The organism is Streptomyces sp. G-G2 (genome assembly GCF_030063135.1).
Classification (GTDB): Bacteria; Actinomycetota; Actinomycetes; order Streptomycetales; family Streptomycetaceae; genus Streptomyces.
This window is the reverse complement of record NZ_JASISO010000026.1, coordinates 20,664-35,881: the sequence shown is the minus strand read 5'-3', so window position 1 is coordinate 35,881 and position 15,218 is coordinate 20,664. Positions and strand designations below refer to the sequence as shown.

The 15,218-nt window shown below is 73.5% G+C and carries 13 protein-coding genes; 7 read left to right on the top strand and 6 right to left on the bottom strand.

Annotation, left to right across the window (positions count from 1 at the left end; translation table 11 throughout):
- The first annotated feature begins 243 nt into the window (after positions 1 to 243).
- Together QMF80_RS21120 and QMF80_RS21115 are read left to right on the top strand one after the other, a co-directional pair.
- Positions 244 to 852, top strand: a complete 609-nt coding sequence (locus QMF80_RS21120) for a DUF3043 domain-containing protein (RefSeq protein WP_502962891.1) — start codon at positions 244 to 246, stop codon at positions 850 to 852.
- Positions 853 to 902: 50 nt separating this feature from the next.
- Positions 903 to 1,661, top strand: a complete 759-nt coding sequence (locus tag QMF80_RS21115) for a class I SAM-dependent methyltransferase (RefSeq protein WP_502962893.1) — start codon at positions 903 to 905, stop codon at positions 1,659 to 1,661.
- Positions 1,662 to 1,722: 61 nt separating this feature from the next.
- On the opposite strand, the gene QMF80_RS21110 is transcribed toward QMF80_RS21115, so the two are convergent.
- Entirely contained in the window at positions 1,723 to 1,935 is a 213-nt protein-coding gene (locus tag QMF80_RS21110; RefSeq protein ID WP_283455602.1) for a hypothetical protein, read from the bottom strand.
- Positions 1,936 to 2,049: 114 nt separating this feature from the next.
- On the opposite strand from QMF80_RS21110, the gene QMF80_RS21105 reads away from it, so the two are divergent.
- The 5 genes from QMF80_RS21105 (at position 2,050) to QMF80_RS21085 (ending at position 8,358) form a co-directional block, all read left to right on the top strand.
- Complete coding sequence (locus QMF80_RS21105; RefSeq protein WP_283455600.1) at positions 2,050 to 3,258, top strand: bifunctional adenosylcobinamide kinase/adenosylcobinamide-phosphate guanylyltransferase; 1,209 nt, start codon at positions 2,050 to 2,052, stop codon at positions 3,256 to 3,258.
- An 82-nt stretch (positions 3,259 to 3,340) separates the two neighbouring features.
- Positions 3,341 to 4,432 (top strand): nicotinate-nucleotide--dimethylbenzimidazole phosphoribosyltransferase, encoded by a 1,092-nt coding sequence (cobT, locus tag QMF80_RS21100; protein WP_283455599.1) that lies wholly within the window; start codon positions 3,341 to 3,343, stop codon positions 4,430 to 4,432.
- 252 nt (positions 4,433 to 4,684) lie between these two features.
- On the top strand, positions 4,685 to 6,385 hold the full coding sequence (locus QMF80_RS21095) for a phosphatidylglycerol lysyltransferase domain-containing protein (RefSeq protein WP_502962892.1): 1,701 nt from the start codon (positions 4,685 to 4,687) through the stop codon (positions 6,383 to 6,385).
- Entirely contained in the window at positions 6,382 to 7,128 is a 747-nt protein-coding gene (locus tag QMF80_RS21090) for a hypothetical protein (protein ID WP_283455595.1), read from the top strand. Before QMF80_RS21095 ends, QMF80_RS21090 begins: the two co-directional genes overlap by 4 nt.
- A 51-nt stretch (positions 7,129 to 7,179) precedes the next feature.
- Positions 7,180 to 8,358, top strand: a complete 1,179-nt coding sequence (locus tag QMF80_RS21085; protein WP_283455761.1) for a sensor histidine kinase — start codon at positions 7,180 to 7,182, stop codon at positions 8,356 to 8,358.
- Positions 8,359 to 8,427: 69 nt separating this feature from the next.
- Here the strand turns inward: QMF80_RS21085 and QMF80_RS21080 are convergent, their stop codons facing one another.
- The 5 genes from QMF80_RS21080 to QMF80_RS21060 form a co-directional block, all read right to left on the bottom strand.
- The gene (locus QMF80_RS21080; RefSeq protein WP_283455593.1) at positions 8,428 to 9,267 is read right to left on the bottom strand and encodes an endo alpha-1,4 polygalactosaminidase; all 840 of its coding nucleotides are present in this window, start codon (positions 9,265 to 9,267) and stop codon (positions 8,428 to 8,430) included.
- Positions 9,264 to 9,938 carry a spherulation-specific family 4 protein gene (locus tag QMF80_RS21075; protein WP_283455590.1) on the bottom strand — a complete coding sequence of 225 codons (675 nt, stop codon included), beginning with the start codon at positions 9,936 to 9,938 and terminating at the stop codon, positions 9,264 to 9,266. The genes QMF80_RS21080 and QMF80_RS21075 overlap by 4 nt, the downstream gene beginning before the upstream one ends.
- 1 nt (position 9,939) lies before the next feature.
- Complete coding sequence (locus QMF80_RS21070) at positions 9,940 to 11,472, bottom strand: hypothetical protein (protein ID WP_283455588.1); 1,533 nt, start codon at positions 11,470 to 11,472, stop codon at positions 9,940 to 9,942.
- Entirely contained in the window at positions 11,469 to 12,998 is a 1,530-nt protein-coding gene (gene pelF / locus QMF80_RS21065) for a GT4 family glycosyltransferase PelF (protein WP_283455586.1), read from the bottom strand. The genes QMF80_RS21070 and pelF overlap by 4 nt, the downstream gene beginning before the upstream one ends.
- A 177-nt stretch (positions 12,999 to 13,175) precedes the next feature.
- Positions 13,176 to 15,203, bottom strand: coding sequence for a hypothetical protein (locus tag QMF80_RS21060; protein WP_283455584.1), 2,028 nt, complete (start codon positions 15,201 to 15,203; stop codon positions 13,176 to 13,178).
- Between the last annotated feature and the right edge of the window lie 15 nt (positions 15,204 to 15,218).

Below are 15,218 nucleotides of genomic sequence, written 5' to 3'. Positions count from 1 at the left end.
GAAGGACTTCGGCTCGTGGTCACCTACAGAACCCACAGTACGGGCCCTGTCTCCATTACCGCACTGTTCCGGTGCGGATGCGCTCCTCCTCCAGGACGACCTCTGCTCCGGCCCGTCAGGCTTACGGAGTAGGTGGCCCCCGGGGGGACGGGCGCGACGGGCGGGCCCGCCACCCTTAAGGACGCCCGCCGTTGCGGGATCGTTCCCCACGGGGGTGGGGCCCCTGGCCGCAACCACGTACCCTTGGGTTTTGTGTTTGGTAGCCGCTCCTCCAAGGAAGAGAAGGCCGCAGCCGCCGACAAGGTGAGCACCGGCTTCTCGCAGACCCGTGACCCGCAGGCCCCGAAGGGCCGCCCGACGCCGAAGCGTGCTGTGGCCCAGTCGCAGCGCAAGGCCGTGGTGGCCTCGACCGGCAATCGCAAGGAGGATGCCAAGCGCGCCCGTGAACGCCGCCGCGAGGACATGGCCAAGCAGCGGGAGGCCTTCGCCCGCGGCGACGAGCGCGCCATGCCCAACCGCGACCGGGGCCCCGTCCGGCGCTTCGTCCGCGACTACGTGGACTCCCGCTTCTCCGTCGCCGAGATGTTCCTGCCCCTCGCGGTGATCATCCTGGTGCTGAGCATGGTCCGGGTGCCCTCGATCCAGAACATCGCGCTCATCCTGTGGCTCGGGGTGATCGTGCTGATCATCATCGACTCCATCGGCCTGTTCATCCGCCTGCGCAAGGCGCTGAACACCCGCTTCGCGGACGAGCCGAAGCGCGGCGCCGTCGCCTACGGCCTGATGCGCACGCTCCAGATGCGTCGGCTTCGCCTGCCGAAGCCGCAGGTCAAGCGTGGGGAACGGCCCTGACCGGAGCGCCGCCCGCAGCCGCGGGCGACAGCTTCGCGGGCGGTGCCCGACTGTGGCTGGAGGGCCTGGGCGGACTGCGTAACGCGGTCCGCCAGGAACTCGTGGGCCGCCAGGTCGACGAGCAGATCGCGCACCGCTTCCCGGTCGGGCAGCGGCTGCGCGTCCTCGACGTCGGCATGGGCCAGGGCACCCAGGCCCTGCGCCTGGCCCGGGCCGGACACATGGTGACCGGCCTGGAGCAGGACCCCGGCATGCTCGCCGTGGCCCGCGAGGCGCTCGACGCCGAGCCCGCCGGGATCCGCGACCGGGTCCGGCTGATGGAGGGCGACGGCCGGGAGACCGGTGCGCACTTCCTGCCGGGCAGCTTCGACGTCGTGCTCTGCCACGGCGTGCTCATGTACGTACCGGAGTCGGACGGCATGCTCGCCGGGCTGGCCCGGATGCTCGCGCACGGCGGACTGCTGTCCCTGCTCGTGCGCAACGGCGACGCCCTAGCGATGCGTCCCGCGCTCTGCGGCGACTGGTCCGGGGCGCTGGCCGCCTTCGACAGCGTCGACTACACGAACCGGCTGGGGCTGGACGTCCGGGCGGACCGGCTGGCGACGCTCACCGCGACCCTGTCCGGGATCGGCGCGCCGCTGCAGGCCTGGTACGGCGTACGCGTCTTCACCGACGGCACCGAGGCGGGCGAGACCCTGCCCCCCGAGGCCGAGCTCGACCTGCTGCTGGCCGCCGAGGACCGGGCCGGGCGCACCGACCCCTACCGCGGGGTCGCGGCCCTGCTGCACCTGTGCGGGGTCCGGGGCTGATCCCGCGTACCGACCGTCCGGGGCGGGGGCGGCCCCCCTGGCCCGGACGGTCCGGCCGCTGTCAGGCGTTCAGCGCCTCGCGCAGGCTCATCGTGTACAGCTCGGTGCCGCCGTCGTCGGACAGCTTCACCCGCTCCGTACCGCCCTCCAGCAGCTCCTTCCAGTACTCACCGATCCAGGACTCCGCGTCGCCCTGCGTGGTGAACTCCTCCGGGACCACCGCCGGGGTCGACTCGCCGCCCTCGGCCGTCTCGAACCGCCACGTCCACGCCATGTCCGCCTCCGTTGCTCGTCCGTACCCGTCCGGTACACGACCGGTACTCCCCGTGAGTCTGCCCGCAGAGTAGCCGGGCGCGCACCACCCGCGCGGACGCGGGAGGATCATCCCGTGGAACTGACTCTGCTCGGCACCGGCACACCCGAAGGACTGCCCCGCCCCGGCTGTCCCTGTGCGGCCTGCGCCGTCTCCGTGGGCACCCGGGCGCGGGCCGCCACCGCCGTACTGGTGGACGGCGCGCTGCTGCTCGACCTCACTCCCGGGGCCGTACTGGCCGCCGCCCGGGCCGGGCACTCCCTGAGCGGGGTGCGCCAGGTGCTGCTGACCCACCCGCACGACGGGCCCGCCGTGGAGCTGCCCCCGGGGCTGCCCGCCGCGGGGCGGGTGCCGGACGGGCGGGAGCTGGCGGTGATCAGCGGTCACCGGGTGCGGGCGGTGGCGATGGACGCGCCCGGCACCGGGTACGAGGTGACCGCGCCCGACGGGGACCGGCTGCTGTACCTGCCGCCGGGCGGAGCCCCGGCCGGTACGGCCCACACCGTCGAGGAGCACCCGTACGACATGGTCCTGCTGGACGTGCTGGGGCGGCCCGAGGCGCTGGCCCGACTGCGGGCGAGCGGCGCGGTCGGTCCGGCCACCGAGGTGATCGCGGTCCACCTCGACCACGACGTGACGCCGGGCCCGGAGCTGACGCGCCGCTGCGCGGCCGCCGGGGCGCGGGCCGTACCGGACGGGTCCACGCTGATCGTCGGCGACTACCACGCGGTGCCTGACCTGCCGCGGCGCACGCTGGTGCTGGGCGGGGCGCGGTCCGGGAAGTCCGTCGAGGCGGAGCGCCGCCTGGCCGCTCTCCCCGAGGTCCTCTACGTCGCCACGGGCGGCGTCCGTGAAGGGGACCCGGACTGGGCGGCCCGGGTCGGACTGCACCGGGAGCGGCGCCCGAGGACCTGGCGGACGGCGGAGACCTGCGAACTGGTCGCGCTGCTCGGCGCGGAGGGCGGTCCGGCGCTGCTGATCGACTGCCTCGCGCTGTGGCTCACCGACGCGATGGACCGGGCCGGGGCCTGGGACGACGCGACCTGGGAGGCCCGGGGCCGCAAGGAGCTGCGCGAGCGGACGGCGGAGCTGGTGGCGGCCGTACGGTCGACCGGACGCCGGGTGGTCCTGGTCAGCAACGAGGTCGGGGCCGGGGTGGTCCCGGCGACCGTGTCGGGCCGCCGCTTCCGCGACGAACTGGGCCGTCTGAACGCGGCGGTGGCGGCCGAGTGCGAGCACGTCCTGCTGGTGGTGGCGGGCCTGCCGGTGACCCTGAAGGACTGAACCTCCCGAACGGGTCCGGCCGCGCCGGTGTTGACGGAACTGAGGCATGAACCGGCGGGCGCGCACGGGTACTCTTCGGCAAATGACCACGCTGAACCTCGACGACTTCTCCGATCTGATCGAGCGCCCCGACGGGGGCGTCCGTCGTGATGCCGAGGATCGCCGCGAACGGCTGGCCGTGCCCGCCGGGGCGCTGGGCCGGCTCGACGAGCTGGCCGACTGGCTCGCCGCCGCGCAGGGCGCCGTACCGGTCAGGCCGATCACACGCCCCCGCGTCGTGCTCTTCGCCGCCGATCACGGGATCGCCGCCGAGGGCGTCTCCGCCCGCGCGGCCGGCTCCGCCCACGAACTGGTGCGCGCCGTACTCGACGGCCACAGCCCCGTATCGATCCTGGCCGCCCGCTTCGGCGCGGGGCTGCGGGTCGTGGACGCGGGCCTGGACTGCGATCCGGCGCTGCTGCCCGAGGACGTGGTCAAGCACCGCGTGCGCCGGGGCAGCGGCCGGATCGACCGTGAGGACGCGATGACGGTCGAGGAGGCCCGGGACGCCATCAACCTGGGCATCGCGATCGCCGACGAGGAAGCCGACTCCGGCACCGACCTCGTGGTCCTCGGTGACCTGAGCGTCGGCGGGACCACGGTCGCCGCCACCCTGGTCGCCGCGCTGTGCGGTACCGACGCCTCCGTGGTCACCGGGCGCGGCGGCGCGCCCATCGACGACCTGACGTGGATGCGCAAGTGCGCGGCGATCCGTGACGCGCTGCGCCGGGCCCGCCCGGTCCTCGGCGACCAGGTGGCGCTGCTGGCGGCGGTCGGCGGGGCGGACGTCGCCGCGATGACCGGCTTCCTGCTCCAGTGCGCGGTGCGCCGTACGCCGGTGATCCTGGACGGGGTCGTCTCGGCGGCCTGCGGTCTGGTGGCCCAGCGGGCCGCGTTCCGCGCGCCGGACTGGTGGCTGGCGGGGCAGGCGAGCGGCGAACCGGGCCAGGCCAAGGCGCTGGACCGGATGGCGCTCAACCCTGTGCTCGACCACGGCGTCACCGTAGGAGAAGGAACCGGGGCATTGCTCGCACTCCCCCTGGTCCAGGCGGCCGCCGCACTCGCGGCGGAACTCCCGCCGGGGGTGCCCCCGGACGACGTCCGGGGGAGGGCGGCGGCCGAGCCGTCGGAGTGACTGGTCGGGGACCCTTGGCGCCCTGACCAGGCCCGGGGTCTTCCGGCTCTTCGAGGGAAGGCGGGCCCCATATCATCGCTTTCCATGGGAGAGGTCCGTTTGACCAGCGCAGACACCGACCGGAACACCGACCGACGACCCGGTGGGGATCCGAGCGGCAGGAAAGACTCCGGCGGCGACGCCGACAAGGCGGGGGGCAGCCGGGAAACCGGCAGGGGGAGCGCCCGATCGCGGCGCGGCGCCGCGTTCGCGGTGTGGTACCTGCGCGCCGTCACCTTCATCAACTTCCTCAGCGCGGTGTGGCTTTCGCTCGGGCAGGACCTGCGCGACCACAACACCGCCGACTTCTACACGCCATACCTCCTGACGGCCGGTTTCGCGTCCGGCCTGTTCTCGCTGCTGCTCGCGGTGACCATGGGGCGCCGCAAGCGGGCCGCCTGGATCCTCAACCTGGTGCTGAGCGGGCTGCTGCTGCTCGCCTTCGCCCTGGTGACGTGCACCTCGTACTACCCCGAGTTCCGTTCGCACACCCAGAACTGGGTGTCGCTCGTGCTGACCGCCTCGTTCGTCGGGGCGCTGCTGCTGGGCCGCAAGGAGTTCTACGCGCGCGGTGACCGGTCCAACCCGAAGCTGGCGACCGTGGTCGCGGCCGTGGGCCTGCTGATCACCTCGCTGGTCGCCGCGCTGCTGGTGGGCGCGACCAACCAGGCTCCGGACCAGACCGGCGTGACGTTCCTGACCCGCTGGCGCTACGGCGTGATGCGGCTCGTGACGCTGGCGCCGGACGACCAGACGCTGAGCGGGATCACCACGCCCAGTTGGGTGGACGTCTTCATCAACGTCATGTCGACGATGCTCCTGCTGGCGGTGCTGTTCGCCGCCTTCCGGTCCCGCCGCGCCGTCGACCCGCTGGGCGAGGAGGACGAGGAGCGGCTGCGCGCGCTGCTCGCCAAGCAGGGCGACCGCGACTCGCTGGGCTACTTCGCGCTGCGCCGCGAGAAGAGCGTCATCTGGTCCCCCACCGGCAAGGCCGCGGTCACCTACCGGGTGGTCGGCGGGGTCTCGCTGGCGTCCGGCGACCCGATCGGCGACCCCGAGGCGTGGCCCGGCGCGATCGAGCCGTGGCTGGCGGAGGCCCGCGAGCACGGCTGGGTGCCCGCCGTGATGGGCGCGAGCGAGGAAGCGGGCACGATCTACGCGCGGCACGGCCTGGACGCCCTGGAGCTGGGCGACGAGGCCATCGTGGAGACCGACGAGTTCACGCTGGAGGGCCGCGCGATGCGGACCGTCCGGCAGGCCTACAACCGGGTCAAGCGGGCCGGGTACGACGTGCGGATCCGACGGCACGCGGACATCCCGGCCGACGAGATGGACGTCCTGCTGCGCCGCGCCGACGACTGGCGCGACGGCGCGACCGAGCGCGGGTTCTCCATGGCGCTGGGCCGCCTGGGTGATCCGGGGGACGGTCAGTGCGTGATGCTGGAGTGCACCGACGGCAAGGGCGAGCTGCGGGCCGTGCTGTCCTTCGTACCGTGGGGACCCAAGGGTCTGTCGCTCGACCTGATGCGCCGTGACCGGGATTCCGAGAACGGCCTGATGGAGTTCATGGTCATCGAACTCCTGGAACGCTCCAAGGACATCGGGGTCGTCCAGGTCTCGCTGAACTTCGCGATGTTCCGGTCCGTCTTCGAGCGCGGGTCCAAGCTCGGCGCCGGTCCGGTGCTGCGGATGTGGCGGTCGCTGCTCAGCTTCTTCTCCCGGTGGTGGCAGATCGAGTCGCTCTACCGGGCCAACGCCAAATACCGGCCGATCTGGGAACCGCGGTTCATGCTCTTCGAGAAGAGTTCGGACCTGCTGCGGATCGGTATCGCGGCGGGCCGCGCCGAGGGCTTCCTGGAGGCTCCCGGACTGCCGAAGTGGCTGCACCGCAGACACCTGGAGACCCATCGTTGACAGCATGGAGCACATCCCCCCTGCGGCGGTTCGCCCGCCGTGAGTGGGGGCCCCTGTACTGGACCGTCCGGGACACGCTCGCCGCCAAGGGGTGGCGGGCGGTTCCCATGTCGATCGGCGCCGTCCTCCTGACGACGGTCTTCCAGATCGTGCAGAACCAGTCATGGGGCTTCCAGCCGGTCCAGAACCTCGGATCGGTGAAGGCCGTCGACCCGTTCTGGCTGGCCCTGATCCGCACCCCGCTGTCGCTGTTCGTGCCCGCCCTGGACCTGCCGGTCTGGGGGGCGCTGCTCCAGATGCTGCTGGTGTTCGGGATCGCGGAGATCTGCATCGGCTGGTGGCGGACCCTGCTGATCGGGTACGTCGCCACGCTGGCCGGTACGACGTACGCGCGGATCGGGCTGTCGCTCAGCCCGGAGCACCCCTTCGGGCTGCCGCTGACGGACCGGGTGGTCAATGACACCGGGCCCTCGGCGGCGGTGGTGGGGCTCGCGGTGTTCGTGTGCTGGCGCTACCGGGCGTACGTCACGGGCGGCCTGGTCATCGCCGCGATGATCATCGAGGTGGCCGTCAAGAACAACCTGGCGGGCAAGGAGCACCTGGCGGCCATCGCGGCGGTCATGGTGGTGTGCCTGGTCCGCGCCACCTGGGGTGCGCGGCGGCGCGTCCCGCCGGGGCGCAGGCCCCCGCCGCCGCCCTCGCCCACGCTGCCCGCGCCGGGCGGCCCGCAGGCCGTACCGTAGCTTCCCGTGACCACACCCTTCGGGCCGCCCCTGGCCGGTACCCGGCACTGGATGCGCGCGCACCCGCTCGCCACCGATGCCCTGCTCGCCGCCGGGGTGTTCACCGCCATGGTCATCGGGTCATTCGCCGACCCGCACGGGCCGCACGGGCCCGCCTTCGGTACGCGCGCCCCCCAGCCCCTGTCCCTGGCGCTGATGGTGCTCGCCGCCGCGGCCCTGGTGCTGCGGCGGCGCCACCCGCTGGCCGTGCTCGCCGTGACCAGCGCGCTCACCCTGACCGAGCTGATCACCGGGGCCCCCCGGGCGCCCGTCGCGATGGGCGCGGTGGTCGCCCTGTACACCCTGGCCGCGCGCACCGACCGGCCCACCACCTGGCGGGTCGGGCTGCTCACCATGGCCGGGCTGACCGGGGTGGCGATGCTGGCCGGGCCGCTGCCCTGGTACGCGCAGGAGAACCTGGGGCTCTTCGCGTGGACCGGGATGGCCGCGGCCGCCGGGGACGCCGTCCGCAGCCGCCGCGCCTTCATCGACGCGATCCGGGAGCGGGCCGAACGCGCGGAGCGCACCCGCGAGGAGGAGGCCCGGCGCCGGGTCGCCGAGGAGCGGCTGCGGATCGCCCGCGACCTGCACGACGTGGTGGCGCACCACATCGCCCTGGTCAACGTGCAGGCGGGGGTGGCCGCGCACGTCATGGACAAGCGCCCCGACCAGGCGAAGGAAGCCCTGGCGCACGTACGGGACGCCAGCCGTTCCGCGCTGAACGAACTGCGGGCCACCGTCGGCCTGCTGCGCCAGTCCGGTGACCCGGAGGCCCCGACCGAGCCCGCGCCGGGGCTCGCGGTCCTGGACGCGCTGGTGGACACCTTCCGGCACGCCGGGCTGCCGGTGGACGTGATCGTCCAGCTGGGCCCGGGCCGGGACGCGGCCCTTCCCGCCGCCGTGGACCTGGCCGCGTACCGGGTGATCCAGGAAGCGCTGACGAACGTACGCAAGCACGCCGGGCCGGGGGCCCGCGCCGAGGTCAGCGTCGTCCGGGTCGGCTCCTCGGCCGAGGTCACCGTGCTGGACGACGGCGGCTCCGGCGCGGACTCCTCGCCCGAGCCGGCGGATCCGGGCGGCGGGCACGGCCTGCTCGGCATGCGCGAGCGGGCCGGGGCCCTGGGCGGCTCCTGCTTCGCCGGGCCCCGGTACGGGGGCGGCTACCGGGTGCACGTGATCCTGCCCGTGTGAGCGCGGCATCCTGCCCGTGTGAGCGCGGCGCGGCTCCGGCGTGGATCCGTTCCCGGTCCGTTCCCGCGCTCAGCACGCCTTGCGCCACGCTCCCAGCTCGTACTTCTTCTCCAGCGAGCTGAGCCCCAGCTCCTTGGACCGGGCGCAGAACCGGCCCAGCGGCAGCTCGTACTCCACGTGGAAGACGGCCTTGCCCGCCGCGACGAACGGGGTCAGCCGCTCGCACTCGCCGTACTGCGCGCACTGCTCGTTGACCGCGAAGTCGAAGTCGCCGACCAGCTGCGGGACCTGGTCGAGGTCGTTCTTGAGGCCCACCGCGAGCCCCCGGTCGTGCGCCAGTCTCGCGATCAGCCGGTTGTAGCGCAGCTGGTCCTCGGCGCTCAGCGGGAAGCCGGAGGTGTTGCGGTAGCCGTCCATGTTGTCGGGCTCCACCGCGTCGAAGCCCTTGAACCTGCACATGTCGAAGCGCTTGGCGATCAGCGGCTCCAGTTCGGTGAGCCGCCGGATGTCCAGCCAGCGCTCCCCCTCCCAGCCGTTGCCCTTGCCGAGCATGTCCTTCGGGAACGCCCCCGCGTCCGGCCGGAAGTCCTCCCACGCGCCGGTCGACAGGTAGCAGATCACCTCGCGGCCGTCCTTCTTCAGGCCCGCGACCTGCTCCTTGCTCGTCGTGAACCCGTCCACGTCGTAGACGGCCGCGTTCACCGAGGTGTCCAGCTTCCCCGTCAGCTGCCACTGCCAGCTCACCCGCGGCGCGGGCTGCCAGCGCTCCCCCGGCGCCCGGGTGGGCGCCGGGCCGGGGGCCGGGCCGTCGTCGCCGCCCCCCTCGGGACCCGCCGTACAGGCCGCCGCGAGCAGCAGCAGCGGCAGCAGCCACAGGGCGCGCGCCCGCCAGGCGGTCGTTCCGCTCATCCGGCGGCCTCCAGTGCGTACGGCAGGGTCCCCCACGGGTGCGCCCCCGTGCCCGGGACCGCGCAGTGCACCGCCGCCCCGCGCTGCGCGGCCAGTTCGGCGGTCGGCGCGCCCGGCGGGACCGCGTACACCAGGTGGCAGAACCGCTGCGCGGGATGGTCGGCGGTCCAGGGCGGGACCGCGACCGCGTCCCGGTAGGCGTCCCACGGGCCCTCGAAGGTGACCAGCAGATCGGCGAGTTCGGCGTACCCGGGGTGGGGGTGCACCCCGTGGTTGAGTACGAGCGTACGGGCGCCCGCGGCCCGGGCGGCGACGCCGAGCCGCCGGTAGTGGGCCAGCTGGTCCCCGTCGGCGGCGGCCTGGTCGAGGAACGCGCCGTCGGCGCCGTACCAGTCGCGGTGGCGCAGCAGGTCCTGGACCACGGCCGCGTGCGGGCGCCGCCCGTAGTCGGTGTCGGCGTAGCCCAGGACGGGCACGCCCGCCGCGCGCAGCCGCTCCGCGACGGCCGCGAACCGCTCGTCGGGGGCGGCGCCCGGGCCGCTGTCGGGGTTGAGCACGACCGAGTGCAGGCGGCCCGCGGACCGGATCAGGGTCTCCCAGGCCTCCGGCTGGTCGGCGGGATGCTCGTACAGGGGCACCAGCAGCATGTGTTCCTTCACTTCTCCGGTCATGTCAGCGGTGCGCCGTCGCGCGGCCGAGGAGTACGCAGACCAGCGCGGCCAGGACCGCGGCCGCCGTCCCCGCCACCACCAGCTGGACCAGCCGGGGCTGGCCGAAGCCGGTCAGCAGGGCCAGGCTCTGCGCGGCGGCGGCGCTCGCGCACACCCCGGCGGCGGTCCGGACCGCGCCGAAGGACTGGAGCAGCAGCCCGGTCCACATCACGGCGCCGAGCAGCAGCAGGGTGGCCACCCGGACCCCGGTCAGTCCGGGCGCCCCCGGCCACAGCAGGGTTCCGGCGATGCCCAGCGCGAGCAGCACCATCAGGTACGAGGCCAGGCAGCGGGCCAGGGTGAGCAGCATCCGCCCCCAGAACGCGCGGGAGGAGCGGGCGGCCCGCAGCCCCGCGAGGGAGCCGCTGCGGAAGCGGTGGAGCAGCCATTCGGCGGGGCCCATGCTGAGGGTGAGGGCCACCGCCGAGGGGGCCGCGACCGCCTCGGCGGGGCCGCCCGCGAGCACCTCGCCGAGGGCGGCGTAGAGCACGAGCAGGCCGGTGCCCAGGCCGAACACCCCGAAGGGCACGGAGTCGGCGAGCCGGGGGCCGCGCGGGGCGAACTCCTCCTCGGCGCCCCGCAGCATCCGCCAGCGCACCGGGCCCTCCCCGGGACCCCGCCGGACCCGGTCGCGGATCCGGCGCCCCGCCGTCCGTACCCCCGCGGCCAGCGGCAGCTCCCGCAGGGCGAGGGTGCAGGCCGCGAGCAGGGACACGGCGAGCAGGGCGACCCGGAGCGGGGTCGCCATGCCCACGGTCAGCGACAGCACCGCGCCGCCCGCCATGGGCAGCAGGGCGCAGAGCAGGAGCCGCTCCCGGCCGAGCACGAGCAGCACGGTCGCGGCCCCGACGTACAGGGCCTGACCGGCGGCGAAGACGTAGGAGAAGGCGGGGCTCCCGGGGACGGCGAGCGCGGCGGCGCTCCCCAGCAGGGCGCCCGCCGGGGCGCCGACGAGCAGGGTCCGCCCGGCGGCGGCCCGGTCGCCCAGGCCCAGCCAGGAGTAGGCGCGGTGGGACAGGGTCTGGTCCCAGACCCAGCCGATGAGGGCCCCGGCGAGCAGGGTCAGGGTCCCGGCGGGCAGCCCGAGCCGGTCGGGCGGCCCCTCCAGCAGGGGCGCGCCCAGGATGTAGGCGAGCCCGGGCAGCGCGAAGATCACCCCGCGCAGCAGGCAGGCGGTGAGGGAGACCTTCCAGGGGTCGGGGGTCTCGGCGGGCTCGGGAAAGGACCGGGGCACCCGGGCGTACAGCTCCTCGGCGAGGCCGAAGGAGTCGTGGCGGCCGTAGGCGAGCCGGATGTGCTCGTCGGTCATGCCGTCGGATTCGAGGACGGCGGCTATCTCGTCGGGGTGCACGGCGGCGGCGATGAACGGGCCGAGCCGTTCGGCGAGTTCGTCCATCGGGTCGGCGGCGGGCACCCCCGGCCCGGTGCGCCGGGGCCGGGGGATGGCGGGCAGGGTGTCCCCGCCGGGGATCTTGAGCCAGAGGGAGCCGCTCACCACAGGCTCCCGTCGGCGGCGAGTTCGCGGTACCAGGGGTCGGCGAGGCGCTGGGTCCAGTCGTCGCCCGCGTGGACGGGCAGCACGGGCTGTCCGGCCCGCTTCTCATCGGCGAGTTCGCGGTAGATGTGCCGGAAGCCGTCCACGGACTGGTGCAGGGTGAACTTCTCCACCACCCGCTTGCGGGACATCCGGCCCAGTTCCGCGCGGCGGGCGTCGTCGCGCAGCAGGGCGAGGGTGGCCTTGGCCATGAGTTCGGGTTCGCGGGGCGGGACGACGAGCCCGGTGTCGCCGACGGCCTCGCGGACCCCGCCGACATCGGTGGAGACGGTGGTGCGGCCACAGGACATGGCCTCGATGATGCTGAAGGGGAAGCCCTCGCTGATGCTGGAGAGCATCACGATGCTGCCCGCCGCATAGGCCTTGGCGACCTGCTCGATGCGGCCCTCGTACGAGATCCCGTCGCCGACCCCGAGTTCGGCGGCGAGCTTCTCCAGGCGCAGCCGGTAGTCCTCGCAACCCGCCGGGACGGGTCCGAAAAGCCGCAGCCGCAGGGCGGGCAGCTCCTCGCGCATGAACGCGTAGGCCCGGATGAGGGTTTCGAGGTCCTTGATCGGGTCGATGCGTCCGCACCAGCTGAGGGTGGGGACCTCCGGCTCGGGCCCGGCCTCGGGGAAGGCGTGCGGGTCGACGCCGTTGTAGACCGTACGGATCTTGTCGGAGGGCGCCCCGCCGCGCTCCTCCCAGCGCCGGTTGTACTGGTTGCACGGGGTGATCAGATCGGCCTGGCGGTAGCCCTCGGTGTTCAGCTCGCGGTAGAAGCCGAGCATCAGGGCCTTGACGGGCCAGCGCTGCGCGGCGGTGCGGTAGCCGAGGTAGCGCTCGCGCAGGTAGATGCCGTGCTCGGTGAGCAGGAACGGGACCCCGTCGAGGCGTTTGGCGGCGAGCGCGGGCAGGGTCGCGAGGCCGCTGCTGACGGCGTGCGCGACGCTGTCGGGCGGGATCCGGACGGCGAGCGGGCGCAGCGCGTGTTCCAGCAGGTCCGTGGCGGTGAGCGCGTCGTGGATGGTGGGCGCGGCGCCCGCGGTGGGCAGTTCCGGGCGGGTCCACACGGATATCAGGGTGCGCAGGACGGATTCGGAGCGCAGGACGGCGGCGAGCCGTCCGGCCCGGGCGTGCAGGGCCAGTTCGTGGAGGGCGGCGGAGAACCCCCCGCGGGCCGGGTCGAGCAGCGAGAGCAGGAACTGCTCGTACGTCTCGGTGAAGCGGCGGTGGGCCTTGCCCCGCAGGGCCCAGCGGCGGCCTCGGCCGGGCGCCGGGCCCCAGAGCGGTACGGCGGTGTGCCGGTAGACGTTGCGCGGCAGTTCCCAGGTCACCGGCTCGCGTCCCGAGCCGGTGAGGGCTATGACGTTGAAGTCGACCTCCGGCATGCCGCGGACCAGCTGGTCGCACCAGGTGCTGACGCCCCCGTGCACGTGTGGATAGGTGCCTTCGGTGAGCATGGTGACATGACGCCCATGGCTCATGCGGTGTGTCCCCCCAGGACGGAAAAGGGGCCGGCGCCCGTGGGTTCGCGGAGCGCCGGCACTGTGTGCTGCGTGTGCTGCGACGTGCTGTTGGGTGCGGTCAGGCCCGGTCGGCCGGGCCGGTCGGCTGCGACAGGTCAGCCGAGACGGTCAGCTGTGACGGGTCAGCTGGGCGCGTCAGCTGGGCAGCCTGAGCGTCACCGCGGACTGGAGGGCCTCCGGCGCCGTCCACGCGGACCGGTTGCCCGCGTAGGCCTCGCCGAAGACGGACGTACCGAGCAGCATCTGCTTCTTGGTGCCTTCGGGGGCGGTGATCGGCGCGACGACCCCGCCGGGGGCCTTGACCGTGACGTCGGTCCCGATGCGGTAGGCGGTGACCTGGCCCGCGGCGAGCGCCTTGTCCCAGGCGGTGCGGCGGCTCAGCTCGACACCGGAGTCCTTCTGGCTCTGGTTGACGACGGGCACGCTGGGGGCGTAGAGCGTGCGGTAGGTGTCGAGGACCTGGTCGAGCACCGGGTAGAGGGTGCGCTCCTCGGCGAGGTTGGCCTGGTGGACGTAGTGCGGGCGCGGATCGTTGGAGAGGACGTGCCGCAGGGCGGTACGGGCCTCCTGGGGGACGATGTAGTTCAGGAAGCCGGTGTTCGGGTCGAGGGCGCCGGGCAGGCAGGTAGAGGTCCCCGGGTTGTCCTCGCACAGGCCGCTGCCGCCGTCCGCGCGGCTGGTGTAGATCCAGCTGTACTCGTCGGCCATCTCCGCGTTGGTGCCCGTGTTGTAGTACACGTTCATCGGGTACCGGGGGACGGTCTGGGCGGCGCCGACCGCCCGCATGCCGGGCTCGCGGGAGTTGTCGCTCGCCGTCCACTTCACGCCGTTGTCGGCGAGCGCCTGGGCCAGGTTGGGGTTGTCCACGGGCTGCTGCGGCAGCACCTTGAGGCCCGAGTGCTCACCGGTGACCAGTTCGGAGCGGTCGGTGGTGATGCCCTTGGAGGCGGCCCAGTTGTTGTTCTGGCTGATCTGCGACGAGATGTCGGCCCTGGTGACCCACTGGATGGCGCCCTGGGCGTTGGTGCTGCACGACCAGGGGTTGGTGGCGACGTTCTGCACGCACCCGAGGAAGAGATGCGTGTAGGTGTGGTTGACCCAGCGGTACTTCGCCTTGTCGGCGATGAGCTGGGCGGCGAGCGCGTCGGTGGCGCCGTGCGCCGCCTTCCACTCCTCCCCCGCTCCGGCGTTGAAGACCATGTCGAGCTTGAAGTTCTTGCTCGTCTGCCACTGCGCGAGGTACTGCGCGTCGGCGGCGGTCATCCGGATGTCGCTCTCCTGGCCCTCGCCGCCCGGGCAGGCGTAGTCGCCCGGCGTGCAGTTGAGGTCCTTGCTCCAGCGTGCGTCCGGGGCGAGCACGTCGTCGACGTGGACCGCGAAGTAGCTGCGGCTGCGGCCGAGGTGGACGTCCTGGGTGAGCCACTCGACGATGCCCCGGGCCAGTAGCCGGAACTGCTGCTGGTACTGGTTGTACCCGAAGGTGACCACCAGTTCCATGCGCCCGTCGTGCGCGTACTCGCCGACGAGCGAGGCCCGCCCCGAGCCGACCGGGGCGTCGAGGAAGCTCGTGTAGCCCGCGCGCGGCTTGGCGATGAAGCCGTAACTCTCCGGGATCAGAGGTGAGTTGTCCTCGAAGGCGACCTGACCCCCCAGGTAGCCGAAGGGACCCGTCTTCCCGGCCGCCGTGACGGCCGCCTGCGTGCCGTCGAGCGTCCCGCTGTACCCCCCGTTGTCGGTGTACTCCAGACCCACCTCCGGGTGCGCCCAGGTGTAGGCGTCCACCTGCCGGATGTTGTAGGTCGTCTCGTAGGCGCTGAGCGCGGCCATCTCGGCCGAGCCCGCTCCGAACGGGTTCTCGTTCGGGAGCACCACGCCCTGGAACTTGGCGCGCGGACGCCCGTCGACGGTGTCGGCGAGGTACGCCGCGTTGATCACCGGGCGGCTGCTGCTGCCCAGGTCGACGCGGGTGAACGGAACGCCACTGCCGGTGAGTTCCGCGGTGATCGCCTGTACGGAGCTGCCGCCGTCGTCGACGACCAGCACCTTCAGGTCGATCCGTGGTGCCGTGGCCGCCTGAGCGGTCGCGGCGGGTACTGCGACGGACATCAGGGCTGCCGCGGCCATGGCGGCGGCGACCCTGTTCATCCGGTTCTTGTTGACCATTTCGGCCTTCCCCCC

Excerpts from the sequence above, each read along its gene's own strand:
- QMF80_RS21110 (WP_283455602.1), bottom strand. The coding sequence starts at position 1,935 with ATGGCGTGGACGTGGCGGTTCGAGACGGCCGAGGGCGGCGAGTCGACC.
- cobT (WP_283455599.1), top strand. The coding sequence starts at position 3,341 with ATGACCACGCTGAACCTCGACGACTTCTCCGATCTGATCGAGCGCCCC.
- QMF80_RS21085 (WP_283455761.1), top strand. The coding sequence starts at position 7,180 with ATGCGCGCGCACCCGCTCGCCACCGATGCCCTGCTCGCCGCCGGGGTG.
- QMF80_RS21080 (WP_283455593.1), bottom strand. The coding sequence starts at position 9,267 with ATGAGCGGAACGACCGCCTGGCGGGCGCGCGCCCTGTGGCTGCTGCCG.
- QMF80_RS21075 (WP_283455590.1), bottom strand. The coding sequence starts at position 9,938 with ATGACCGGAGAAGTGAAGGAACACATGCTGCTGGTGCCCCTGTACGAG.
- pelF (WP_283455586.1), bottom strand. The coding sequence starts at position 12,998 with ATGAGCCATGGGCGTCATGTCACCATGCTCACCGAAGGCACCTATCCA.
- QMF80_RS21060 (WP_283455584.1), bottom strand. The coding sequence starts at position 15,203 with ATGGTCAACAAGAACCGGATGAACAGGGTCGCCGCCGCCATGGCCGCG.